The organism is Caballeronia sp. LjRoot29, from assembly GCF_964252755.1.
GTDB lineage: Bacteria > Pseudomonadota > Gammaproteobacteria > Burkholderiales > Burkholderiaceae > Caballeronia.
Genome location: NZ_CAXUPU020000011.1, coordinates 114,314 through 136,730, shown reverse-complemented (window position 1 = coordinate 136,730; position 22,417 = coordinate 114,314). Strand labels below are relative to the sequence as shown.

Below are 22,417 nucleotides of genomic sequence, written 5' to 3'. Positions count from 1 at the left end.
TCTGAAGACTGCGCTAATCTTGCTCTCATTCTGCCGCGTGAAGATACGGTCATGGATCACGAACAGCGCAAGCCGGCCGCCGTGCTCCACTGTCCTACTACAACGAGGCACCCAGAATGTTCACCAAGATTCTAGTTGCGGTTAATGCAAATTCGATCGATACAGTATTGGCATCGGCCATCGACACTGCGCGAAAGCACGATGCATGCATTCTTGCGCTGCACGCGGTTAATCCTGCGCCCTACTTGATGTCGCCAATCGACTATGACTTCGCGCTCATGATTGAAGCGATGGAAGCACATGGACGCGAAATCGTCGCGCGAATGGCGCAAGTGCTCGACAACCATTCGGGTCCCGCGGAAACCCGCATGATTACGTTGCCCCTGTCGGGTCTTTCGGTCGGCGGGGCGATCGCTTCTGTCGCCAACACGTGGGAAGCCGACCTGATTATTCTCGGCGAACGAAATGCAAGCTGGCTGGACTGGCTGAGCGAAGACGTTGCACTGGAAATGCGGCGCCATGCGAACGCGCCGATTCAGACGGTCTCAAGCAAAGTTATCAGTACCACGACGCATCGTGACGTTGCACGCTGGACCCAAGCGCCCGCTGCGGACGCAAGATGATCCAGGTGACGGCCCTGGGCCTCGGCCAGGGCTCTGGCAATGAGAGGCGGCGAAATCGGTGATGACGAACGATCGGCAACTACTCGAGCAGCCTTGGTTGTGCGTCATCCCATTGAAGCCACGACTTCGTCGGTACTAACGACGGCGTGCGCAAGAAATGCGTAGTTGATCATCGCCGCCTTGTACCCATCGCCCCAAACCGGATGACGCGGACCCGCCGTGGCATCGCTCACTACAAAGACCTCGAGTCCCTGTTCGAGCAAATCACGCAGATGGGACTCCACGCATATGTTGGCAAGCATGCCGCCCAGCACCACCCTTCTCACTCCCCGCTTGCGCAGTTGAAGAACGAGATCGTTGGTCTGAGGTCCGAACACTTTATGTGGGCTGACAACAATCGTCTCACCGTCGTTGATGTAGGGCTTGAAGACGTCGAGCCAGTCCGCTCCGGAGCCTTCAAAACCTTCAAGGCTCAACGCAGCACTGCGCGCAAAAGTACCGGTGGCGAATTCATCCGTCTCTAGCGGTCCGTTGAACTTCCACGCGCGATCAGTCGGGAAAAAATAGTGTGGCGAGATAAAGACTGCGAACTTCACGGACTTTGCCGCCTTAAAGATTCGTAGCATGTTTTCTACTGTCCTGTTCTCTGTCACGCTTGCACCGACTGCGCCCCAGTTCTTGCCTTTCTCACTTAGGACATCGACTTGCGGGTCAATGAAAACCACGGCTGTCTCGGTTCGATCAAAGATCATGCGGACCTCCAAATGAATACATGAAGGCTCACCGGCTTTCATCGACCCGAGCCCCTTCGATCAGATTAAGAAATGGAGGCTCCAAAAGCAACGACGCACTAAGCGCTTTTTAAAGCCGCATTCGAGCTTTGCGTGCTGGCGCTGAGCAAAGCGTTGGCGGATGGGCCGGGGCCGCATGATGCCGACACTTGCGATGCTATTAGCAAGCCGACGCTTATAAAGCGAAGCGGTGAATCACAACAGAGTTAGAACGACCGCTAACAAGAGAAGCGAAATTCCCTCAATGTGAGGAGACGAACCTTGCGTCTGGAAAAGCCGGAGGCAGCGCAAAGGTGTCGCGGAGGCGTTTCGTCTCTGCGGCAGGCGTCAGCCCAAAGAGTCGCTTGAATTCGCGGTTGAACTGCGAGGAACTGGCATAGCCGACCGCATGACATGCGACCTCAGCAGTGATGCCCTGACGCACCATCAGCAAGCGAGCCTGATGCAATCGAGTGGACTTCACATACTGCATGGGCGAAGTACTCGTGATCGCTTTGAAGTGACTGTGGAATGTGGGCACGCTCATGCCGGCTTCGCTTGCCAGCACCGGAAGATCGAGAGGCTCTGCGTAGGTTGCGTGGATACGCTCAAGCGCTCTTCCAATCTTGCCGAATTGCCCTTGCATCGATAAAGCCGCGCGCATCGCGTGACCTTGCTCGCCGGTAAGCACACGGAAATACAATTCACGTACCAGTCCCGCGCCGAGTATTGCGGCGTCAAGCGGCTGGTTCATCGCCTCCAGAAAGCGCAATACAGATGCTCGCATTCCTGCATCCATTGGACTGGACATCATGGTCAGCGGCGCGTCGTCCGACTTAAGCAAGCCATGACTGTCTATTTGAATCATGAGCTCCGCCGCGACCTGAAAGTCCAGATGCATATAGATGGCCAGCAGCGGACATTCGGGCGTTGCGTCGGTTTCCATTGTGAAGGGTACCGGCACTGCAACCGCCAGATAGTGCTGCTCGTCATACACGTAGACCCGGTCACCAAAAAATCCACGCTTTGTACCCTGGCAGACGATCACGATGCCGGGATCGTATAGCACCGGCGTCCGAGACAACGCCCGGTCCGAGCGCAAAACACGTACATCGCGCAACGCGGTCAGGTTGTAGCCTTCCTGCGGTGCCAACGCAGTAAGCAAGGCAATCATTCGATGCTGATCACGTGCGCCGGCAGAGGAAACACTTTTCTCAGCGCCTTCTGTGACGTCCAATCCGCTTATAGAAATAGGCAACATAAGTAGAGAATCGGGTCTGATTTAGAGCAGTTATTAAGAATAACATGCAATCTTTCACATCAACCCGGGAGTGTTTTCATGTCATCGATCAAAACAATGCTGATCACTGGCGTCAGCAGCGGCTTCGGACGCGCGCTGGCAGAAGCAGCGCTTGCTGCAGGGTATCGGGTCGTCGGCACGGTACGAAGCGAGCAGGCAAAACAGACATTCGAAGCGCTTAGCGCCAATGCATTCGGTCGCGTGCTTGACGTTACTGACTTTGAGTCTGTCGAACCTGTCGTAAATGAAATTGAGGCAAGCGTCGGGCCGCTGGACGTGCTGGTGAACAACGCCGGCTACGGTCACGAGGGCGTCATGGAAGAGTCAACGCTTGCGGAAATGCGCCGGCAATTCGACGTGAATGTGTTCGGAGCCGTTGCTGTCATGAAAAGCGCGCTGCCGTTTATGCGAGAGCGACGACGCGGACATATTCTCAACATCACATCGATGGGCGGCTTTGTCACCATGCCGGGCATCGCCTATTACTGCGGCAGTAAATTCGCATTGGAGGGGATCTCCGAGGTCCTCGGCAAAGAAGTCAAACCGTTCGGCATCCACGTGACCGCGGTAGCGCCCGGGTCTTTTCGCACTGAGTGGGCCGGTCGTTCGATGGTTCGATCGCCGCGCTCGGTCCCGGACTACGACGCCCTGTTCGACCCGATCAGAAAAGGGCGGGAAGAGAAAAGCGGCAGGCAACTCGGTGATCCTGTGAAAGCGGCGCGCGCGATGTTGGCCGTTATCGAAAGCGATGAACCGCCAGCGCATCTTCTGCTAGGAAGTGACGCGCTTGGCTTGGTCAGGGAAAAAATCTCGTCGCTTAGTGCAGAATTTAACGCTTGGGAAAGTGTTACGAGATCGACGGACGGATGAGTGTGTAGCGCGCCGACCAGCCCGGGTCGGCTGGCGCAAGGGTCACTTAACTTGCCAGCAAAGAACAAGTATGATGAATGCGCGACGCCTGTGTCTCCCGTTCGATTTTCACACAATACTTTCGAGTGTTTAAGCTCAAACCCGCTCGGCAATTCCCGTCTTTCTTTCCCGATCGTGGCCCGGTCTGGGGACGCGGCGCCGCACGCAATATCCCGGGTGCGAGTGCGGTGATTGGCGGCGTCTGCGTGATGCTGTCCGCCGTGGCGTTCGGCGAGCACCATGCGGCCGGTGCGATCCGTGCCCGCGAACAACTCGTCGCCAGCGACATGGTCGATTCGGTCGAGCGCATCCTGCATCATGTAGTGTCCAGTCAGCGCGAGCCGTTCGATCGGCTGCCGGGCCAGCCTTGTGAAACCGTGGCGAAGCAACTCGCCGAATTGAAGACATACGTCCGCTACGTGCGCGGCGTCAACCTCGTTGAGAATGGACGCCTCTATTGCTCCTCTGCGTTAGGGCCGATGAACGTACCGTTGTCGGCCTACATCTCCACCATGCAACGCGATCCCGGCATCAGCCTGATCCGTGGCACCCCTTACCAACCTGCCATCCCTGTACTGCCAGTCTTTCGCTCGACTGGATATGGCAACGGCCTGTTGTACGTTATCGAAGCCCCGTACATCGCAGATATTCTGGCGCACGGCCTGCGCTACGGCGCAAGCAAGGTGACACTGTCTGTCGTCGGGTCCGGTGCAGTTGACGAAAACGATGTATTTTCCGCGGCCGGTGCCGCCGTGACGAAGCGCTCCGGCACGCAGGTAGGATCAGCCGGGTTCCCCTTTTCCGTGACGGTAGCGGCATCGCCCGCTTTCGCGTCGCAGATGCGGTGGAAGTACGGCGCGATCTATTTCGGGATCGGAGTGCTGCTGAGTCTCCTGATTGCCGCCGCCTACCTGCTTGCCTTCGCGCCGCGGCGATTGTTGCTGTCCGCCGTCCGGCAAGGGCTCAGGACCGGTCAGCTCCATGTGGTTTATCAACCGGTCGTCGACATCGCGACCCGCCGCATTGTGGGCGCCGAAGCCTTGCTGCGCTGGAGTCATCCTCGCTGGGGGCCGATCAGCCCCGCTGTCTTCATGGCGGAGGTTGAATCGAGCAGCCTTCTCGCCGACGTCACCCGGTTTGTGCTGCAACGGGCCACGGCCGATATCCGCGGGCCGACCGGCAGCGCGCCGTTCCGGATCGCTGTCAACGTGGCGCCAATGGACCTTGAACGCAAAGAGTTCGTATCGGAAGTGCTCGCGCTCACTGAACGACTGCCTGAATCGACGATTCTTGTACTCGAGGTCACCGAGCGTTTCTTGCTGGCCCGGCATCCCCGAGTTCGGAAGATCTTCGAGACCCTGCGAGAACACGGCGTGCGCTTCGCGCTAGACGACTTCGGTACGGAGCACAGCAACCTCGATCTGCTCGCGAGGTTCCCGTTCGATTTCGTCAAGATCGACAGGCAGTTCATCGAGCAAGTCGACAAGGGTGGTGCGAGCCTTATTGAGGGAATCGCCGCCGTGGCAGGACACTATGGCATGCAGGTGATCGCCGAAGGTGTCGAAACGCAAGCGCAGCATGACGCACTGCGGAGGCTGGGGATTCCCTACGGTCAGGGCTACCTCTACCGGCGGCCGGTGGCCGCCGACGAATTTTTTGGCGTTCCGCCGGCAGTGGTGTCGGCTGCAGATCCAGTGAAATGATCCGGCGAGAGGGACCGGGTGCCTCGTATTCGGGCCGGGGCACGTTTGCGTGTCAGGCACCGTGTCGAGACGCCTTGGGTGAAGACAAGGACCGTGACAAAAATAGCAAAATGAGAGTCGATGGTCACTGCAGCACCTTGACATTGTTGTCTGCGGGTTTTTATTGTTGCCCAGCGCGCTCCTAAGCGCTCGGCATCGCGGTGTTACATCGATGCTTCGAGCAACGTGAGGTAGTCATCGGTCGTCGCTTCGCGTGGATTGGTCTTGTGGCTATGGTCCTTCAGGGCGCCGGCAGCAATGCGTGGAAACATCTCGCGCGTCACGCCGAGTTCCGCGACACCAAGCGGCAGTCCGAGCGCTGCGGTCATCACACGGATCGCCGGGCCGACCTCGTCAGCCGATGCAAGACCCATCGCCTGTGCAATGCGTTCGAGCTTGGTTTCTTCCTGCATTGAAGGCGCCGCGCGATTAAAGGCGATGACGGCTGGCAGGAAGATCGCGTTGAGCGTACCGTGGTGAAGGCGCGGATTGATGCCTCCAAGAGAATGGCTCAGGCTGTGCACGCATCCGAGACCTTTCTGGAAGGCGAGCGCGCCCTGCATCGACGCGCTCATCATGTTCAGGCGCGCGGCGCGGTCGGTGGGATGGCGAGTCGCACGTTCGATGTGGCGCCACGCGCGCCACAGGCCGTCCAGCGCGATGCCGTCGGCGGGCGGATTAAATGCCGGTGACATGAACGTTTCGAGGCAATGCGCGATGGCGTCCATGCCGGTGGCGGCCGTGAGCATCGGCGGCAGGCCGAGCGTGAGCTCTGGATCGCAGATGGCAACCCTTGGCACCACGTAAGGAGAAATCACCCCGACCTTACGGCCGTCGTCGAGAATCAGGATTGCGCCGCGACCTACTTCACTGCCGGTTCCCGCCGTGGTCGGAATCGCGATAACGGGCGCCGTCGCCGCCGTGATGCGCGCCGCGCCGCCTTCAATCACCGCGAAGCTTTGCAGCGGACCGTCATGCGTGGCGCAAACAGCGACACCCTTCGCCAGATCGATCGACGAGCCGCCGCCCACCGCGATCACACCGTCGCATCCATGCGCGCGATACATTGCGACAGCGTCCCGCACGACGCCCTCGTTCGGGTTCGGCGGGGTGCGATCGAACACCGGCAAATCTCTTGTGCTGGCGAGCGCCGCCAGTACGGTGTCGACAATGCCCGCTTCCCGGATGCCCGCATCCGTCACGATCAAAGGCCGGCGTATGCCGATGCGCTCGCATTCACCGGCCAGCAGCCGAATCGCGCCATATTCAAACTGGATTTGGGTTATGTAGTTGATAAGGGACATGACAGTTGAGGAAGAGTTATAGGGGAGCTATGCTCTTGCCGGGGATTCGTTTTCCCGACCCGATAAACCACGGGAATTCCGCAGTATATGGACCAACACGCCGTCGCGGTATTGACAACATTTGATACCGCTATTACTTTTTCTCAAGTCCGATGACCCCGTCGCTCGACTCGATCATTTCCCGTCTGCACGTAAAGCAGTTACGTCTTTTGATCGCGCTTGGAGAACACGGGTCCCTGCTTGGCGCGGCGAAACAGCTGGCGTTGACGCAACCGGGCGCCAGCAAAGCCCTGCACGAGATCGAAACCACTTTCGGCGCGCGTCTCTTCGTGCGCACCAATCGCGGATTGGAGCCGAACGCAGTTGGACATTGCGTGATCCGCTACGCGCGACTGATCCAGACTGATCTCGCCCATCTGCGCGAGGAGATCGTCGGCGTCATGCGCGGTTATGGTGGACGCGTATCGGTGGGCGTAATCATGGGCGCAGTTCCGCTCCTCACGGACGCGCTTACTTCGGTGAGCGCGGAGCAACCGGAGATGTCGGTCGAAATCGTCGAAGACACGAGCGCTGCCCTGCTCAGCTTGATTGACGCAGGGCGCCTCGATCTCGCCATTTGCCGCACGAGCGTGAGCCAGACGCCGTACCTGTATGACAGCGTGTTCGTACGTGAAGAAACGCTTGCGGTCATTGCCAATGCGTCGCATCCGCTCGCGCGCAAGCGCCGCGTCGCACTCAAGGATCTCGCGAATTATCGGTGGGTTGTCTATCGGGCGAACATGCCGATGCGGCTGCTGCTCGAACGCGAATTCCACGACGCTGGACTTCGATTCCCCACCCATCTGCTGGAGACCACGTCGGCGTTCGCAACGGTCTCTCTCCTGCAGAAAAACGTCTCCTTCGTCGCGCTGGTATCGACGGACGTCGCGGACTTTTGTATCGGGCATGGTATTGCCTGCGCCCTGCCGCTGCAGTTCTCGTCACTTAGCGAACCCTATGAACTGGTGACACGGCGCGACGCCCCTTTGTCGCCCGGAGCAGGCATGCTGATGAAAGCAATAGTCAACGCCGGAGCGAGGTAGCCCGCCGGCCACGCACACCGTCGTCAACGCCTGTCTAAATTCTTGCTCAGGTAAGCTATAGGTTGACGCACGCATCTTGCGAAACACCAAACCAGATTACAGATTACTGCTTGCCTTGGGAGACTTGTGCTGTGCAGCACCTCACCGACACGAATGAAGCCGCCCCTGCCGCCGAACCGGTGCCGCGGCCGGGCACCACGCTCAATCAGGAGGCGTATCGGCGGCTGGAGGAAATGATCGTCACGCTGGACCTGGCGCCCGGCTCGCTCGTTTCCGAATCGATACTCAGCCGCGAACTCGGCATTGGCACCACGCCCATCCGTGAAGCGCTGCAGCGGCTCGCGCGGGAATATCTCGTGGAAATCATTCCGCGGCGCGGCGTCGTGGTGACGACCATCGATGTCCGCCGCCAGTTCGAAGTGCTCGAAACCCGGCGTGAACTCGACCGCCTGCTGAGCGCGGCCGCCGCGAAGCGCTCGAGCATGGCAGAACGTGCGTTGTTCACCGATAACTTCGCGCTCACCCTAAAAGCAGTCGCCGGCAACGACGTGCGAGAGTTCCTGCGGCTCGACGCCGAGTTGAACCAGTTACTCTCGAAAGCGGCGAGAAATGGCACGGCGGCAGCGCTGGCGTCCATGCTGCATACGGTGTCGCGCCGCTTCTGGTTCTATCACCACGACGAACATACGGCGCTGGCCGGAATCGGCCCCATTCACTGCCATCTCGTCGAATCGATTGCGTCAGGCGATCCAGCGCTTGCAGGCGCGGCGTCGAATCAACTGATCGATTATCTCGTCGAATTCGCGAACGCCACGCTGCCGCACCACCACAGCCTTGGTTGACCCGACCGTCCCGAACCCTCCCCTGGCATCCGGTTTCATGCTGCATCACTAAGGGTTAACTCCCCGTTGTCCTCACTCGTGACGACGTTTTATTATCGCCTCCATTCGTGGCATGCCAGTGGCATGCCACGACAAACCTGACACTTTGGAGAAGACGATGGAGCAAACGACAGCAGCGACGGACTATGTAATTTCACCATTGGGCGATGCGCTCGGCGCCGAGGTAACGGGGCTGGATCTCACGCAACCGTTGAGCGGCGAGACCATCGACGAATTGAAAAAAGCGATTGGGCGATACGGCGTGCTGTGCTTTCGCAAACAGGCGTTGAGCGAGGCGCAGCAGATCGAGTTCTCGAAACAATGGGGTCCGCTCGAAGATTTCCCGGAAGAAGACAAGACGGTGGCTGCTGCCACGGTGTATCACGTGGCGAACGTCTCGGCCGACGGGCAGAGTCTGCCCGAAACGGATTTCCGCGTGATCTTCCAGAAGGTCAATGCACGCTGGCATACCGACAGTTCGTATCGATATGTCCCGGCATTCGTCTCGTTGCTCTACGGAATCGAGGTCATGCCCAAAGGCGCGCCGGGCGGACGCACCGGTTTTTCGAACATGATCAAGGCGTACGCCGCCCTGCCCGAGGCGCTCAAGGACGAAATCGAACCGCTGCACATGGTTCACACCTACGAATTCGGCCGCCGGTTGTTCCCGGAACTGCCGCCGGTTTCAAAGCATGAGAAGGAAAGCGTGCCCCCGGTGAGCCAACCGCTAGTGCGCGTGCATCCGGACCGCGGCAACGAGCGTTCGCTATATTTCACGGCAAACGCGGGAAATGAAATCAGCGGCTTGCCACTCGAGGAGGGCCAGGCGCTTCACAGGAAACTCGTCGAGCACATCTCGCAGTCGGAGTTCACGTACTTCCACGAGTGGGAAAAGGGCGATCTCGTTGTCTGGGACAACCGGACGATGCTGCATAAAGCGGAAGCCTACGATATGAGCAAGTATCGCCGGGTGTTTCGCCGGACGACGGTCGCAGGCGATGGCCCCGTCCTCGGACCCTATTCACGGGCCGTGATCGGCAATAAGCGGGCAGCGAAATAACCACCACGATGCGGCTCCGGCGCAATGCAGATGGGTCACGGCGCATCGTCGGCGCGGTGCCGTTATCGACATTTTCCACTACTGACTATTACCAGGAGGCAACGCATGGCTGTAGCCAAACCCTCGGCGGATGCAATGACGCCGTACCAATTGCCGTTCCCCAAGGAAGCGGCAAAGGAGATCGTCGTTGAATCGGCGATACCCACCGACGAACGCCTCTGGGTTCCGCAAGCCGAGAACGTCTGGTTCCGTCCGCTGTGTCTGAACGTATCGACGGGATACTGGATGAACCTCCTGCGCGTGCGCAAATCCGGCGTGCTCAGCCGGCACCGGCATCCGCAAGCCGTGCATGGCATGGTCCTCAAGGGCCGCTGGCGGTATCTCGAACACGATTGGGAAGCGACTGCAGGCAGCTATGTATTCGAGCCGCCCGGTGAAACCCATACGTTATATGTGCCTGAAGACGTGGAAGAAATGATCACCTACTTCCAAGTCAATGGCGTGATGTTCTATTGCGACCCGTATGGCAATTACACCGGCTACGAAGACGTTTTCACCAAGGTCGACATGTGCCGCAAACACTTTGCATCGGTCGGACTCGGTGAGGACTTCGCCGACCAGTTCATCCGGTAACGCTCGCCTTTCCCGTCAATAACAACAGACGTCGCTCAAAGTGACGAAAAGCATTGGAGGAGACACCATGCTTCTGAAATCCCCTCGCCTGAAGCATATTCAGGTCGTTGCCATCGCGTTCCTGACGCTTGCCGGCATCGTCAATTACCTCGATAGAAGCACCCTCTCGATAGCCAACCATTCCGTGAGCCAGGAACTGGGACTGTCGGCGTCGCAGATGGGCCTGCTGCTGTCAGCCTTCTCGTTCGCCTATGCGTTCTCGCAATTGCCCATCGGCATGTTGCTCGATCGCTTCGGCGCGCGCGTGATGCTCGGCCTTGGCATGTTCGTCTGGTCGAGCGCGCAGCTCTGCGGCGGCCTGGTGTCGAGCCTGCCGCAATTCCTCGTGGCACGCGTGGCGCTCGGGCTCGGCGAAGCGCCTAATTTTCCGGCTGGCGCCAAAGTCGTCAGCGAGTGGTTTGGCGTGCATGAACGTGGCCGGCCAACGGGCATCTTCATTACGTCGTCGACCATTGGCCCCGCTCTTGCTCCGCCCGTGCTCACCGCGCTCCTGCTGATCTTCGGCTGGCGCACGATGTTCATCGTCATGGGTGTGCTCGGCATTGCCGTATCGATCGGCTGGTACCTTGTCTATCGCGATCGCCGCAAGGTCCCGCTCGAGCGCGACGAGATCGCCTATCTGACTGAAGGTGAACCAGAACAGCGCGCCGAACGCCGCATGACGATGCGCGAGTGGCGCGGCCTGTTCAGCAAGTCGACCACGTGGGGCATGATCTTCGGCAACATGGGCGTGATCTACATGGTATGGCTCTATCTCACCTGGCTGCCCGCGTATCTCGAACACGAGCGTCACCTTTCCATCGCCAGCACGGGGTGGCTCGTTTCGATTCCTTATCTGTTCGGCACGCTCGGCATGCTGTCGAGCGGCTTCGTGGCCGACGGGCTGATGGCACGTGGCGTGGCGCCCATGAGAAGCCGCAAGTGGCCGATCTGCGTTGGCCTCCTCGGCGCGGCCCTCTTCACCGTGCCGGCTGCATTCACGCCCAACCTGACGCTCGCGATGGTGTACCTCTGCGCCGCGATGTACTTCGTTAATCTGGCGAGCGGCGCATGCTGGGCGCTCGCGACGGTCGCGGCGCCCCGTCACATGGTGGCGTCGCTTGCCAGCATCCAGAATTTCGGTGGCTATTTCGGCGGATCGTTTGCACCGTTTGTCACCGGCATCGTCGTGGACCGGACGCACTCCTTTGTCAATGCGTTCCTGATCAGCGCGGCGGTAGCGTTTGCTGCTGCGCTGGTTTATATGTTTATCGTTAAAACGAAGATTGAGGACAGTGAAACTGCTGTCTCCTCTGCCGCTGTTTCCGATTTTTCTGCCTGACCAACATGACTTTTCAAACTGATCTTTTCAACGGCAAGACCGCCGTCGTGACGGGCGGGACACAGGGTATCGGCGCAGGCATCGCGCAGCGCCTGGCTCGCCTGGGTGCACGCGTGGTCGTGGGCGGGATTGCGCCAACCGATTCCCAGCGCGAGGCGTTTGGACGAGACATTGATGTCGTTGAGCTCGACGTCAGCAACGATGCGAGCGTTGCGGCCCTCGTCGAGCGAGCAGGCTCGATCGATATGCTCATCAATTGCGCGGGAATGATCCGGCGCGGCGACGAGCTTGAGATCGATGTGTTCGAGTGTGTGATCGCCGTGAACCTTAGCGGCACGATGCGCGTGTGCGCCGCGGCGCGCGAGAGACTCAAGGCGAGCGGCGGGACGATCGTGAACACGGCATCGATGCTCAGTTTTTTCGGCGGTGGACTTGTGCCGGCGTACAGCGCAAGCAAGGGCGGCATTGTGCAGTTGACGAAGTCACTTGCGATCGCCTACGCGGCCGATGGCATCCGCGTGAATGCGGTGGCTCCCGGCTGGATCGCGACGCCCTTGACGCAAGCACTACAGGCCGACGAACACCGGTCGCAAGCTATCCTCGACCGCACGCCGATGAAACGCTGGGGCCAGCCTGACGATGTCGCGCAAGTCGTCGCTTTCCTGTGCTCGCCGGCGGCGGCCTTCATGACAGGCGCGGTTGTCCCGGTCGACGGCGGGTATCTGGTCGCATAGGCCGCTGCTGCCGGCGATCCAGCCGGTATTCTCCTCGCGCCGGTCAGAAAAGTTGATTCGGGCCGATCATCACGCCGGTCTGATCAAAACCGCCCGGCGAATTGAAGTCGTACGTATTAAGCGTGAACGACGTTCCTCCGTGATTTTTCAGGATGCCGCCGTAAGCATAGATACTCGTGCGCTTCGACAGCGAATACGTCGCCCCGGCAATGAGCCACGTCGGCTGGCCCTCATTGTCACTCGTGTGATAGTGCGCGGCCTCCCCGACCAGCGCTAACGCCGGCGACAGGCGATACTGCAAGCCGCCGTAGTAGGTGTATCCGGCTGGCGAGAGATGCAGGTCACCGCTGATATGCGTATAGCCGCCATAGACGGTAGCGTCGCCGATTGCATAGCGAACGGCGCCATTGATGCGCCGATCGACCTCCGACGACAAGTCAGCACCCGTCGACACGGAACCGCGGCTCTGTTCATAGACGACATGCGCGCCGAACGAATTGTTTTCGTATATTAGCGCCCCACTGGTGAAGCGGCCCGCAGTCGCATTGCCTGCCAGTTGCTGTCCAAAACCAACCATCAAGACGCTTGAGAATCCGCCGTACACCAGACTCGCCCATTTGACCGAGTTGTTCTGGTTGAAGCTCGACACCGGAATGTAATTCGTCGATTCCGATGAGTATTCGGCGAGATAGGTCGGGTCATAGAACAGCGATTGCTCGAACAAGATGCTTCGCTGGCGACCCAGCGTCAGCGTGCCCAACTTATTACTACTCAAGCCGACATAGGCGTATCGATCGAAAGGGGTTCCTGGAATGGTGTAGCCGCCGGTACCCGGATTGAATCCGGATTCGAGCCTGAAGACGGCGGCATACCCACCGCCCAAGTCTTCTGATCCGGTAAAACCAGAGCGGCTCGGTTGCTCGTTGCCAGACTGCGGACCTATTGTTTTACCCCCCGCCGCTGCCCGCATGCGTCAAATACTGGATGCCGAGATCCATGTCGCCACAAAGTGTTACCGAGGACTGCGCGTGCGCTGACACGGCGAATGCAAGCGACAGAAACGGAAGAGTCCGTCTAAAGGTTTTTATATTGGTATCTTTTGTTTGATATTGATGGATTTGACGGACAACGTCGCATTGATCTTCTTTCATAAATAAATGTTGGATACCTAAATAAATTATCCGCTCTTTCAAAATAAAACTCTACCCCCGGCTCCCGGACTATGGCGCTGTGCGCCCGTCCGGGAGCCATTGACGTCACCACATCACGGCAATTGCGCAAGAACCCCCGCGAACTTCAGCACGTCGGCGTTTTTCTGACCCATGTCGAACAGGTTCGATTCATGCGGTCCCAGGGCGCGATCGCCAACGCAATCTTCAAGGACTACTGGTTTGAATCCGCACGACATGGCATCGATCACGCTGGCCCTGACGCAGCCGCTCGTCGTTATGCCTGCGATCAACAGCGTCTCGACGCCACGCTGTGTGAGCCAGGAGCGCAGACCGGTCTCGAAGAAGGCCGAGGGTACCGTTTTTCGCACGACCAATTCACCTTCGACGGGTGTCAGTTCGGGCACGATTGCGCTGCCGGCGGCGGTCTCAGTCAACGCAAGCAGCGTGGGCACCTTCGCAGCGAAAATGTTGTGATCGCCTGCGTCGTCGGCGAAAACGATTCGGGTATGAGCCACAAGCCAGCCCCGACGGCGGGCTTCCGCAAGCACGGGTACGGTCGCCGCGATGGCCTCCGGAATGTTGCCGCCACCGAACGCGTCGGGATCGGCAAACCCGACAACGAAGTCAACAATCAATAACCCGATCCGCCCACTCGCGCCAAGCGCGGCACCGAATCCTTGCCGTTCGTAGCGCTGCTCGTCATTTGCGCTTGTCATGCCATCACCTCCTCTTCGATCAGCTTGCCATCACGCACCACATCGACACCGTCCAGTGACACGGAGCAGCGGCGCATCGGGATATCAATGTGACAAGGCGTATCAAGCGTACCGCCGGCCTCCGTGTTCGGTCCGAGTGAGAACAGGAAATTGCCGGCGAATGCCCGGGCATCCATGCCAATCGTGCGCTCGCGGTCGTAAAGCCCCAGCACGGACCAGTGCGCACGAGGCTGCAAGCCCCCAGCCGATATGCGAGATCGCGTACGACTCCGGGTCGCCGAAGGCGTCCATATAATCGTTGAGCAAGTCAGCGTCGAGGCCGCCCTTTATGCTCGTGACGTATCCACCCTCGACGGTCAACTCGATCGGTTCCTGAACATACGATTTCATCGGCAACAGGATGTCGCCGCGATCGAGCACGATCCGCCCGTGCGTTTTTCCTTCGTTCGGCCACGTCGCAAGAAATCCGCTCGGCCAGTGATCCCATCGGCCCGGTTCATCGACGAAACCGTATTCCTTGAGCAGCGGATAGTCGCCAACAGCGCAATGCAAGTCGGTGCCCGCAGCAGAGCTGACGTGCATGCTGCGCGCTGCCGCGAGGCGCTCGGCCGCCGCGAGCACGCGCACGCGATCTTCTTCGGTGGGTACCAGCCGGGCAAGTATTTCAGGCGGCTCTACTGCCAGCAGGATCTTCGTACCTGATTGCAGGATCTCATGCTGCTCCGGTGAAAACAGCAACAGCATCAGATCGATGACCAGGTCGCTTTCTTTTAGCACAGCCATCGCCGCGCGATTGCCGGTAAGCGGCGTCGTGCCGACATACGCAAGCGCGTCGCGGCTTAGCGATTTCTCCGCGTTGACCGGCGGCAATTCGAGCCGGTTGACGGTCGCGCCGAGCGCATGCGCCGCCGACATGGCGGACGAAAGTGTTTGCGGATGGGTATCGACGGATGTCAGCACGGTGACCATCTGTCCGCGTTTGAGACGCGATAGTTTAAGCACCTGCATCCACGCATCGAACATCACTGCATCGCTTACGGACATGTCTTACTCCTGAGTGCGTTAAGGAAACCGGGCTAGTTGATCATCAGATCGTCGCTGACCACCGCTCCGGAGTTTAGCAGCAGCCCTGCCATCGACGTGGCGACGCGCAGGGGTTCGGTTAACGCGAGAACCGGATCGACCAAGCCGCCGACGAGCGTGTTTGTCCAGCCGCCACCGTCAAGGTCATAGGCCAGATCACTACCAACCATTCTGTATCGCTTGATAATCTGATCAACCAAAAGATCATCAATATGTGAATTGCTTAACAACTGCCGCGCTGGGGCTTCGAGCGCCCGCCGCACAATATCGACGCCCGCTTGTTCATCCGCATTCACTGCCGGCATGCCGGTCATGTTCGCGGCAACCTTGACATAAGTGGAACCCGCGCCGGCAACCACGCCATGTTTTAACCCGGTTCGAATAGCGTGCAGGAGATAGACGGCTTTCTCCTGCAACTCGCCCATTTCAACGTCCGTTGCACCACCAATCCGCAGCTCAGCCGTCCCGCCTTTTAGATTACCGACCCGCCGCTGCAAGCGTTCCTGATCGAACTGCGATAGCGCCGGGCCGATATCATCCTGAACCTGGCCCAACCGGACCGCACACTGCAAGTCGTTGCGATGCGGACCGATGATCAGCGTCGAATCCCTGGTGATGACGATCTCGTCCGCGCGGCCAAAACATTCGAAGGGCACTGCGCTGTGCATGGCCTGTTGATGGACCAGCCCACCGGTGCTGACAGCGATGTCTTGCAACACCTCGTCGCGTTGCTCGCCGTACTCGGGCGAGCGGATAGCGGCGACTGCCATGACGTTGCCGAGTTGATTGCTGATCAGCGTCGACAGCGCGTCGCCTTGCACATCATCGGCGACTATAAACAGCGCCCCACCCTTCGCGTGGACTTGATCGAGAATTCCGAGCACGTCGTTGTGCGATGCGAGCACGCGATCGGTGACGAACACATAAGGTCTATGCAGCCTCGCCTCGACCTTGGTGGTATCGGTCGCAAGCAAGTTCGACAATAATCCGCGCTCGAAAAACATGCCATCGTGAACGATGAGTTCGCAAACCGCTTTCGTCGATTCGATCACGCGGATCATCCCTGTGACACCGACACGGCTGACCGCTTCCTGAATCAGCCGCGACAGGGCCACGTCGAACCCGCTGGCGTTCAGCAGCGAGGCCACCACGAAGTCATCGTCGAGGGTCCACGCGGTTGCCCGTATGGCGTTCAGGGCCGTCGACGTAGCCCTTTCCATGCCGCGCCAGAGACCTTGAGGATTGATGCCGGCGACGATGCAACGAAGGCCATCGCGAAGCATTTCGTCGAGCAGGATAGCGGTCGTCGTACCGCCGTCGCCCGCGCTGGCCCTGACATCGTCCAGTGCTTCCTGAAGCAGTCTCACGCCGATGTTCGGCAGGCGCCCTTCGCACTCGACCCCCTTCGCGATCTGCCACGCGCTCGATACCAGCAATGGAGAGTCCAGCAGACGCGCCATCACGACGAGGCTGCGTCTCGGTCCATAAGCACGCCGCATGGCGCCGGCCAGTATCTTCACGCCGCTAGCGATCTGCCTGATCCCATCGGGCCCGAACGTCAGGGTCTTGGGGACCGGACCGTGAGCTGCGTCGTGTGCCATCCGCTTAACGCTTACCTACCGGCCGGCGAGCATGTTCGCCGACAAACTCGACAATATGCCGCGCCGTCTCTTCAGGAGCATCCTTGTAGATCATGTGGCCGACGCCCGGAACGCGCACCCCGCGCAGGCGCTCGTTGAGCGCTTTAAGCGACGCAAACTCCGTCTCACGGATCGTATCGCCGTGTTTGGCGGCAAGCAGAAGCATCGGACAGGTAACGGCCTTCACATGGATCCGGAACGGCTCGCTCAGCAAAGACTCATAGGACTCGATCAATGCCTGCTGACTGCAGTTGCGATACTCGTCAGCCCGTTCTTCCAGCGCAGCGTCAGAGAACGACGGCAAATAGCTTCGGAACGATGCCATGTCGTTCAGGTCGGCTGCCGCCTTCTGCTGCAGGAACATCGAGAGCGCGTTTGGATACACCTGCCTCTGGCCGGGGCCGTTGACAGGCGGATCGATCAGCACCAGACCCGACACCAGCGACGAATGACGCGCCGCAAACGCGGCGGCAATCCGCGCGCCCATCGAATGGCCGACGAGAACTGGCGAGACCGGATTGTCGGCAAGCGCGTTCAGTACATCGAGCAGGTCGCCAACGTAGTCCGCCAGCCGATACCCCTGCTTCGGCCAGCTGGAACGCCCGCGGCCACGGATGTCGAGTGCAAGCGAATGATAATCGTCTGGCATCAGGTCGAGCATGCGCATCACCTAGCGGCTGTAGCTGGTAATGCCGAGGAGGAAGATCACCGGAATTCCGCCTCGGTTGCCTTTGGAAAGCAGATGCAGTTCGATGTCCATTCCCTTCACGTACAAGTGATCGAAATGCCTGGGGCTGTTCATGGAGACTCCTTGTGAATGCATCTTTCAGACTGTCCCGGCGGCCGTCACCGGCGCACCTTTACGGCTGGCCGGTGCTGACACGATCGACTCGGTGTGACACATTGTCCCGCGCGATTTCTCCGCGGCGCAGCAGTTCGAGCAGATGAACTTGCCCCCGTGATACGGGCACAGTACGAAGTCGGACCCGTGGAAACTGTGCGTACAGACATCGCACTGATGCTCCTCGGAAAGCGCCGCAACGCTCTCGGGAATTCGGGCGAAATACTGGTCTATCACGCTTTTGCGCGACATCATCCGACTGACGAGCGTCGGCATCAGGAAAGCCGCGGCACCGGACAGCGGTACTGCCAACGCCTGGACTTTCACACCGAAAAACCCGCTGCCCATGACCACGCCGACCACGGTTGGGACCCACATGGAGATCATGCCGATCTTGTTGTACTGGGCAACATAACCACGACGGAATTCAGACCATTGTGGAAGGTCGAAACGCTTGCGCACCAGCATCAGGTCGCCGAACAACACCATGGTCCAGTTGAACAGGAAGACGCTGAGCATCGTCATGATCGTGCCGAAGTAGGCGAGGAACGGCGAGGTCACGATCAAGTACGCGATGATCATGAAAGGGATGAGAAACCGGGAACGCTTCCAGTTAAGCTTGAATACTTGCGATGCAAAATTTTCAAGCGCGTTCGTACCGAAATACACGTTGATGACGTTCACGCGCAATTGCGTCACGATGATCAGGAACAAGCCAGCCGAGCCGAGGAGGCGAACCAGCGAGACACCGGGATCCGGCACCTTGCCACCGGAACTCGCAGCAGATAGATACCAAACAGCGTCGTGGCGATCACAGGCACAGTGGCCCCGATGAGCGACGTCAACGCAGCGACCTTGCCTGCTTCGTGGCGCCTTGCAAAACGGGCCGTATCGGTGCAAAGCAGAACCAGGATGGAACCCAGCAACCCACTGAATGCGCCGAACGCGCTCAGTACCGCTACCCAGCTAAACGGCGCATTGCCGGGATTCACTTCCTACCAGCGAGCACTTGCAAGCTTGCTGCTAATGTCGCTCGACCAGCCGCCAAACAGCCCTACCAGCGCCAGCACAATGCCCAACGCATAGAGCCACACGGTCAGCGACTGAAAGCGCGACAGAAACTGCATGCCATACATGGTCAGCGGAATGAACGCCACGCAGATCAATGCGGCGCTGAGCTTGTACGACAGCATGGGCACCGACTCCGTCAGCGCCGTCGCCATCACATGGCCTTCGAGCGAGAAATAGATGGTGCCGAGCAGCCCGAATACCACGATCTGGTACGCGGAGCCCTTGAAGCCGAACGTATGCTTGCTGATGAGTTCGAGGATAGCGCCTTCGTTGGCCGCCTTCTTCGACATGTACCAGACGCCTACCCACGTGTAGAGCATGGAAAGGATCAAGGCGCATACCACTGCGCTGCCACCCAGCACCATCGCGAGCAACGCCGCGGTCAGCGGGTAGGCCATGGCCGTGGACATGCCACTGAAGGCCCCGAGCGATCCCCACGCGCTCCATCGCCAGGTAGCAGGCACACGCCGAAGGGCGTAGTCATCCTGTGCGGTCTCGCTGTCGCCTGTGCGCTTCAGGACGACTCGCGTGTCATAGACCTCATGTTCCGGTAGTTGATTTAGCCGCTGTAGCCTGTCCATGAGAAATCCCCTTTGTCGCTCTTTGCGACCCAAATAATTAGACAACCTGTACAACCGCTCAAGAAACTTGGAATTGTGTTCAAGCGTCAGCCCGCAAGGGTTCTCTTCCTGCTGCCGCGGCGCATTCGTTACACGCGCCTTCAATGTGCGCAGCGAACTCAGACCGGAACAAGTCGATGCCGCTTACGACCGGTGCCACCGGCATCTTGATCAGGCTGCACAGTCCGGCGCCCTCTGCCATCTTGAGGATGTCACCGACACGATCGAGTAGCCGCCAACTGCCATTGCCGTTCAAGATCTGCCTCATGATCGCGTCGAGCATCTGCGTCTCCATCCGGCACTGCGGGCACTGACCGCATGAGCCCGCGGAGAAGAAACCGGTGATGCGGGCGATAGCCTCGACCATGCAATCGTTCTCCGAGTACGCCCGGATCACCGCACAGCCGAGCGACGCGCCGTTATTTTCCAGGACGCCCGCGTCGAACAACAGGTCGAAATGGTCGGGCACCAGGAATCCCGATGAAGGACCACCGGTCTGGATCGCTTTGATGCGGGAGCCGTCGCGAAGGCCTCCGCCAATTTCATACAAAAGTTCGTATAACGAAGTTCCTGACGAACCTCATGAACGCCCGCATGGACGAATTCGTCACCCAGCGTGCATAACGTCAGGCCCAGCGCCCGGTAAGCCTCCGCCCCCTCGCCCACGATGAGCGGCAGATGCGCAACCGTTTCTACGTTCTGGATCAGGGTCGGTAACCCGTGCAAGCCGTGCTCGATAGGGAACGGCGGCTTCTTTCGGGGCAATGCATCGCGGCCTTCCAGCACCTCCAGCAACGCCGGTTCCTCGCCGACAATGTACGAATCCGGCACTTCATTGACCTGGACGGTCAGGCCCCGCAGTTCGGGTCCTGCGTCATCTATTGCGTCCCTGAACGCCTGCAGCGCCGAACTCGCCGCGCGGTTTATCGCCACCACGATCTCTGTCGCGCCGACTGCGTGAGCCATGATGAGTGCACCCTCCAGTACGAACTGGGGGTGCTGCGCGAGCAATCGCCGATCCTTCAGCGAGCCGGGCTCGTGCTCGCTCCCGTTGACCACAAGCACCTTGCGCTCGCCGGCTTGTTCACGCATCAGCCGCATCTTCTTGTGCGTCGGGAACGCACCCCCGCCCTTCCCCGTCAGCCCGGATAACTCCACCATGCCGATCAGCGCCTGTGCATCGAGCGTCATGGCGCGTGCCCATGCCGTGTATCGGGCGGGCGTGCGGGCGAGCCTGAACATTGCGGTTCTCATCACCGTCGCTCGCTTAGAAGTAGTCGCCACGCCCAGGCAGCAGCCCGGCGTCGATGATGTCGAAGATCAGCTTTTTTAAACCGGGATCGCTTTTTTCAGTGAGGCGCGGCACTTCGCTGCCACCGTTCAGGTAATCGACCACCTCGTTCACATCCGCCGCCGTCACCCCGGACATCCAGCAACGCTTCGACGGGATGATCACGTCAGGTCCCAACTGGCACGCGGAGAAGCACAGGTAAGGCTCCGGCACCACGTGGTCGAGCCCGAGTTCGTCGAGCCGCTGGTTGAGCCGCTTAAGGACCGCTTCGGCACCGCGGCTCTTGCAGTCCACATTCATGCAAACGAATACTTCGACGTCTTCTTGCTGCATTGCAAACACCTTTGGTTCAAGAGTTCAGGTCAGTTGCCGAAGGTCACGCGCTTATACGCTTTGCCGGTGGTCGGCACGAGCGTCATCAGCGACCAGTGACCCAGTCCATAATCTTTCAGTTGCCGGCCTGGCTCGTTGAGTTCCTGACCGCTATCGAATGCAATCAGTTTCGATTCACCGGGTTCGCGCTTGAAAAACTTATGAAGCGCATCGCGTCGAGGCGAACCGGACGAAGACTGGACAGCCGGCGATTTTTGTACGCACCCCAACGTCGCAAGTCGGGCACGGCGAGCCGCTGATCGTCCCGGACGAGTCAGCTTCTCTGGATTACGAAGGAGAACTGGCGATCGTAATCGGCAACAGCGGCGGCCGTAGCGGGCGCAGGATCGCTGAAGCCGATGCCTGGTCATTTATCGCCGGTTATGCTGCTTACAACGATGGTTCGGTACGCGAGTGGCAGCAGCATACAACGCAATGGACACCTGGTAAAAACTTCGATGCCACGGCCGCCTTTGGACCGTGGCTCGTGACGCGTGACGAGGTCCCCGATGACGCGGAAATCAGCGTCGTCACGCGACTGAACGGCGAAGAAATGCAGCGCGGCACGACGCATATGATGATCTTCAACATTCCGTATCTGATCTCGTACATCTCACGTTTCGCGACATTGACGCCAGGTGACGTGATCTTGACCGGCACGCCTGGCGGCGTCGGATTCAAGCGCCAGCCGCCCGTCTTTCTGAAGCCCGGCGATACAATCGAAGTTTATATCGAAGGGATCGGAACGCTGACAAATCCAGTCGTTGCCGACACGCCCCGTTAGGGTCAAGCTCACATCGACCGCCTCCGGAAAAACGGCCAGTGCCCTACTGTTGAATCGATTTATTCAAACAAGTAAACGGCAAAAGCGCCAGGACTTAAGCTGCGACGACGAGTAAAGGCGGTCGAGATGATCGCCGGTGAACCGGATAGGCTGCCTGGCAGTATTCGGCCAAGACGGTTCGCCATCGGAATGACCCATATCTCCCCCTCCGGCCCAGCTAACTGCCGGGCTTTTGTCTTATCCCCGCCGCCTATGTTCCGTCACACGTTCCGGCAGGTTTGGACCGCGCACGTGAACGGAACGCACTGATCCGCTTTTTTTCGGTGGATGTGATACTCGTTTCCTGAAAAGATCTCAGTCATAGTCCCCCCTTCGCCGACCGTGCGCTTCCTCGGCGAAACCCCAGGC

General features: G+C 59.3%; 24 protein-coding genes and 1 pseudogene. 10 read left to right on the top strand and 15 right to left on the bottom strand.

The annotated features are described in order from the left end of the window. The first annotated feature begins 116 nt into the window (after nt 1-116). On the top strand, nt 117-623 hold the full coding sequence (locus ACSQ83_RS15085; RefSeq protein WP_436228690.1) for a universal stress protein: 507 nt from the start codon (nt 117-119) through the stop codon (nt 621-623). 104 nt (nt 624-727) lie between these two features. On the opposite strand, the gene ACSQ83_RS15080 is transcribed toward ACSQ83_RS15085, so the two are convergent. Continuing rightward, the gene (locus ACSQ83_RS15080; RefSeq protein WP_436228732.1) at nt 728-1,375 is read right to left on the bottom strand and encodes an isochorismatase family protein; all 648 of its coding nucleotides are present in this window, start codon (nt 1,373-1,375) and stop codon (nt 728-730) included. A gap of 280 nt (nt 1,376-1,655) precedes the next feature. Beyond that, the gene (locus ACSQ83_RS15075) at nt 1,656-2,567 is read right to left on the bottom strand and encodes an AraC family transcriptional regulator (protein WP_414948586.1); all 912 of its coding nucleotides are present in this window, start codon (nt 2,565-2,567) and stop codon (nt 1,656-1,658) included. 165 nt (nt 2,568-2,732) lie between these two features. Between ACSQ83_RS15075 and ACSQ83_RS15070 the strand changes: the two genes are divergently transcribed. Continuing rightward, a complete protein-coding gene (locus ACSQ83_RS15070) occupies nt 2,733-3,563 on the top strand; it encodes an oxidoreductase (RefSeq protein WP_436228689.1) in 831 nt (276 codons plus the stop codon). Nucleotides 3,564-3,811: 248 nt separating this feature from the next. Then, on the top strand, nt 3,812-5,305 hold the full coding sequence (locus tag ACSQ83_RS15065) for an EAL domain-containing protein (protein WP_436228731.1): 1,494 nt from the start codon (nt 3,812-3,814) through the stop codon (nt 5,303-5,305). 203 nt (nt 5,306-5,508) lie between these two features. Here the strand turns inward: ACSQ83_RS15065 and ACSQ83_RS15060 are convergent, their stop codons facing one another. Further along, entirely contained in the window at nt 5,509-6,648 is a 1,140-nt protein-coding gene (locus ACSQ83_RS15060) for an iron-containing alcohol dehydrogenase (RefSeq protein ID WP_436228688.1), read from the bottom strand. A 152-nt stretch (nt 6,649-6,800) separates the two neighbouring features. Between ACSQ83_RS15060 and ACSQ83_RS15055 the strand changes: the two genes are divergently transcribed. The 6 genes from ACSQ83_RS15055 (at nt 6,801) to ACSQ83_RS15030 (ending at nt 12,419) form a co-directional block, all read left to right on the top strand. Continuing rightward, nucleotides 6,801-7,730 carry a LysR family transcriptional regulator gene (locus tag ACSQ83_RS15055; RefSeq protein WP_414969874.1) on the top strand — a complete coding sequence of 310 codons (930 nt, stop codon included), beginning with the start codon at nt 6,801-6,803 and terminating at the stop codon, nt 7,728-7,730. Between the two features lie 131 nt (nt 7,731-7,861). Beyond that, nucleotides 7,862-8,572, top strand: coding sequence for a GntR family transcriptional regulator (locus tag ACSQ83_RS15050; protein WP_414948581.1), 711 nt, complete (start codon nt 7,862-7,864; stop codon nt 8,570-8,572). Between the two features lie 157 nt (nt 8,573-8,729). Continuing rightward, nucleotides 8,730-9,671, top strand: a complete 942-nt coding sequence (locus ACSQ83_RS15045) for a TauD/TfdA dioxygenase family protein (RefSeq protein WP_414948580.1) — start codon at nt 8,730-8,732, stop codon at nt 9,669-9,671. 105 nt (nt 9,672-9,776) lie between these two features. After that, nucleotides 9,777-10,304 (top strand): 2,4'-dihydroxyacetophenone dioxygenase family protein, encoded by a 528-nt coding sequence (locus ACSQ83_RS15040; protein ID WP_436228687.1) that lies wholly within the window; start codon nt 9,777-9,779, stop codon nt 10,302-10,304. A gap of 67 nt (nt 10,305-10,371) precedes the next feature. Beyond that, the gene (locus ACSQ83_RS15035) at nt 10,372-11,685 is read left to right on the top strand and encodes an MFS transporter (protein WP_436228686.1); all 1,314 of its coding nucleotides are present in this window, start codon (nt 10,372-10,374) and stop codon (nt 11,683-11,685) included. Between the two features lie 5 nt (nt 11,686-11,690). Beyond that, complete coding sequence (locus tag ACSQ83_RS15030; RefSeq protein WP_414948577.1) at nt 11,691-12,419, top strand: SDR family NAD(P)-dependent oxidoreductase; 729 nt, start codon at nt 11,691-11,693, stop codon at nt 12,417-12,419. 43 nt (nt 12,420-12,462) lie between these two features. On the opposite strand, the gene ACSQ83_RS15025 is transcribed toward ACSQ83_RS15030, so the two are convergent. The 12 genes and pseudogenes from ACSQ83_RS15025 to ACSQ83_RS14970 form a co-directional block, all read right to left on the bottom strand. Continuing rightward, nucleotides 12,463-13,389, bottom strand: a complete 927-nt coding sequence (locus ACSQ83_RS15025) for a porin (protein ID WP_436228685.1) — start codon at nt 13,387-13,389, stop codon at nt 12,463-12,465. Between the two features lie 294 nt (nt 13,390-13,683). After that, a complete protein-coding gene (locus ACSQ83_RS15020; protein WP_436228684.1) occupies nt 13,684-14,307 on the bottom strand; it encodes an isochorismatase family protein in 624 nt (207 codons plus the stop codon). After that, nucleotides 14,304-15,351 (bottom strand): annotated as a pseudogene (locus ACSQ83_RS15015) (2,5-dihydroxypyridine 5,6-dioxygenase). Before ACSQ83_RS15015 ends, ACSQ83_RS15020 begins: the two are co-directional and overlap by 4 nt. A 32-nt stretch (nt 15,352-15,383) precedes the next feature. Next, a complete protein-coding gene (gene groEL / locus ACSQ83_RS15010) occupies nt 15,384-16,991 on the bottom strand; it encodes a chaperonin GroEL (RefSeq protein ID WP_436228683.1) in 1,608 nt (535 codons plus the stop codon). A 4-nt stretch (nt 16,992-16,995) separates the two neighbouring features. Beyond that, a complete protein-coding gene (locus ACSQ83_RS15005) occupies nt 16,996-17,691 on the bottom strand; it encodes an alpha/beta fold hydrolase (protein WP_436228682.1) in 696 nt (231 codons plus the stop codon). Nucleotides 17,692-17,700: 9 nt separating this feature from the next. Further along, nucleotides 17,701-17,832, bottom strand: coding sequence for a hypothetical protein (locus ACSQ83_RS15000; protein WP_436228681.1), 132 nt, complete (start codon nt 17,830-17,832; stop codon nt 17,701-17,703). Between the two features lie 24 nt (nt 17,833-17,856). After that, nucleotides 17,857-18,633, bottom strand: coding sequence for a hypothetical protein (locus ACSQ83_RS14995; protein WP_436228680.1), 777 nt, complete (start codon nt 18,631-18,633; stop codon nt 17,857-17,859). 233 nt (nt 18,634-18,866) lie between these two features. Then, nucleotides 18,867-19,523: a hypothetical protein gene (locus ACSQ83_RS14990; protein WP_436228679.1), complete on the bottom strand. Its 657-nt coding sequence runs from the start codon at nt 19,521-19,523 to the stop codon at nt 18,867-18,869. Between the two features lie 79 nt (nt 19,524-19,602). Continuing rightward, the gene (locus ACSQ83_RS14985) at nt 19,603-20,031 is read right to left on the bottom strand and encodes an NADH-ubiquinone oxidoreductase-F iron-sulfur binding region domain-containing protein (protein ID WP_436228678.1); all 429 of its coding nucleotides are present in this window, start codon (nt 20,029-20,031) and stop codon (nt 19,603-19,605) included. After that, nucleotides 19,956-20,816 (bottom strand): hypothetical protein, encoded by an 861-nt coding sequence (locus ACSQ83_RS14980; protein WP_436228677.1) that lies wholly within the window; start codon nt 20,814-20,816, stop codon nt 19,956-19,958. Before ACSQ83_RS14980 ends, ACSQ83_RS14985 begins: the two co-directional genes overlap by 76 nt. Nucleotides 20,817-20,829: 13 nt before the next feature. Continuing rightward, nucleotides 20,830-21,186, bottom strand: a complete 357-nt coding sequence (locus tag ACSQ83_RS14975) for a (2Fe-2S) ferredoxin domain-containing protein (protein WP_436228676.1) — start codon at nt 21,184-21,186, stop codon at nt 20,830-20,832. A gap of 29 nt (nt 21,187-21,215) precedes the next feature. Further along, the gene (locus tag ACSQ83_RS14970) at nt 21,216-21,455 is read right to left on the bottom strand and encodes a hypothetical protein (RefSeq protein WP_436228675.1); all 240 of its coding nucleotides are present in this window, start codon (nt 21,453-21,455) and stop codon (nt 21,216-21,218) included. Here ACSQ83_RS14970 and ACSQ83_RS14965 point away from each other — a divergent pair. Then, nucleotides 21,437-22,009 carry a fumarylacetoacetate hydrolase family protein gene (locus ACSQ83_RS14965; protein WP_436228730.1) on the top strand — a complete coding sequence of 191 codons (573 nt, stop codon included), beginning with the start codon at nt 21,437-21,439 and terminating at the stop codon, nt 22,007-22,009. The two genes, ACSQ83_RS14970 and ACSQ83_RS14965, sit on opposite strands and share 19 nt — an antisense overlap. Nucleotides 22,010-22,417 lie beyond the last annotated feature (408 nt).

Bases quoted from the DNA above. Each gene is read 5' to 3' on its own strand.
- ACSQ83_RS15085 (WP_436228690.1), top strand. From the start codon at position 117: ATGTTCACCAAGATTCTAGTTGCGGTTAATGCAAATTCGATCGATACA.
- ACSQ83_RS15080 (WP_436228732.1), bottom strand. From the start codon at position 1,375: ATGATCTTTGATCGAACCGAGACAGCCGTGGTTTTCATTGACCCGCAA.
- ACSQ83_RS15075 (WP_414948586.1), bottom strand. From the start codon at position 2,567: ATGATTGCCTTGCTTACTGCGTTGGCACCGCAGGAAGGCTACAACCTG.
- ACSQ83_RS15070 (WP_436228689.1), top strand. From the start codon at position 2,733: ATGTCATCGATCAAAACAATGCTGATCACTGGCGTCAGCAGCGGCTTC.
- ACSQ83_RS15065 (WP_436228731.1), top strand. From the start codon at position 3,812: ATGCTGTCCGCCGTGGCGTTCGGCGAGCACCATGCGGCCGGTGCGATC.
- ACSQ83_RS15060 (WP_436228688.1), bottom strand. From the start codon at position 6,648: ATGTCCCTTATCAACTACATAACCCAAATCCAGTTTGAATATGGCGCG.
- ACSQ83_RS15055 (WP_414969874.1), top strand. From the start codon at position 6,801: ATGACCCCGTCGCTCGACTCGATCATTTCCCGTCTGCACGTAAAGCAG.
- ACSQ83_RS15045 (WP_414948580.1), top strand. From the start codon at position 8,730: ATGGAGCAAACGACAGCAGCGACGGACTATGTAATTTCACCATTGGGC.
- ACSQ83_RS15040 (WP_436228687.1), top strand. From the start codon at position 9,777: ATGGCTGTAGCCAAACCCTCGGCGGATGCAATGACGCCGTACCAATTG.
- ACSQ83_RS15035 (WP_436228686.1), top strand. From the start codon at position 10,372: ATGCTTCTGAAATCCCCTCGCCTGAAGCATATTCAGGTCGTTGCCATC.
- ACSQ83_RS15030 (WP_414948577.1), top strand. From the start codon at position 11,691: ATGACTTTTCAAACTGATCTTTTCAACGGCAAGACCGCCGTCGTGACG.
- ACSQ83_RS15025 (WP_436228685.1), bottom strand. From the start codon at position 13,389: ATGCGGGCAGCGGCGGGGGGTAAAACAATAGGTCCGCAGTCTGGCAAC.
- ACSQ83_RS15020 (WP_436228684.1), bottom strand. From the start codon at position 14,307: ATGACAAGCGCAAATGACGAGCAGCGCTACGAACGGCAAGGATTCGGT.
- groEL (WP_436228683.1), bottom strand. From the start codon at position 16,991: ATGGCACACGACGCAGCTCACGGTCCGGTCCCCAAGACCCTGACGTTC.
- ACSQ83_RS15005 (WP_436228682.1), bottom strand. From the start codon at position 17,691: ATGCTCGACCTGATGCCAGACGATTATCATTCGCTTGCACTCGACATC.
- ACSQ83_RS15000 (WP_436228681.1), bottom strand. From the start codon at position 17,832: ATGAACAGCCCCAGGCATTTCGATCACTTGTACGTGAAGGGAATGGAC.
- ACSQ83_RS14990 (WP_436228679.1), bottom strand. From the start codon at position 19,523: ATGGACAGGCTACAGCGGCTAAATCAACTACCGGAACATGAGGTCTAT.
- ACSQ83_RS14980 (WP_436228677.1), bottom strand. From the start codon at position 20,816: ATGAGAACCGCAATGTTCAGGCTCGCCCGCACGCCCGCCCGATACACG.
- ACSQ83_RS14975 (WP_436228676.1), bottom strand. From the start codon at position 21,186: ATGCAGCAAGAAGACGTCGAAGTATTCGTTTGCATGAATGTGGACTGC.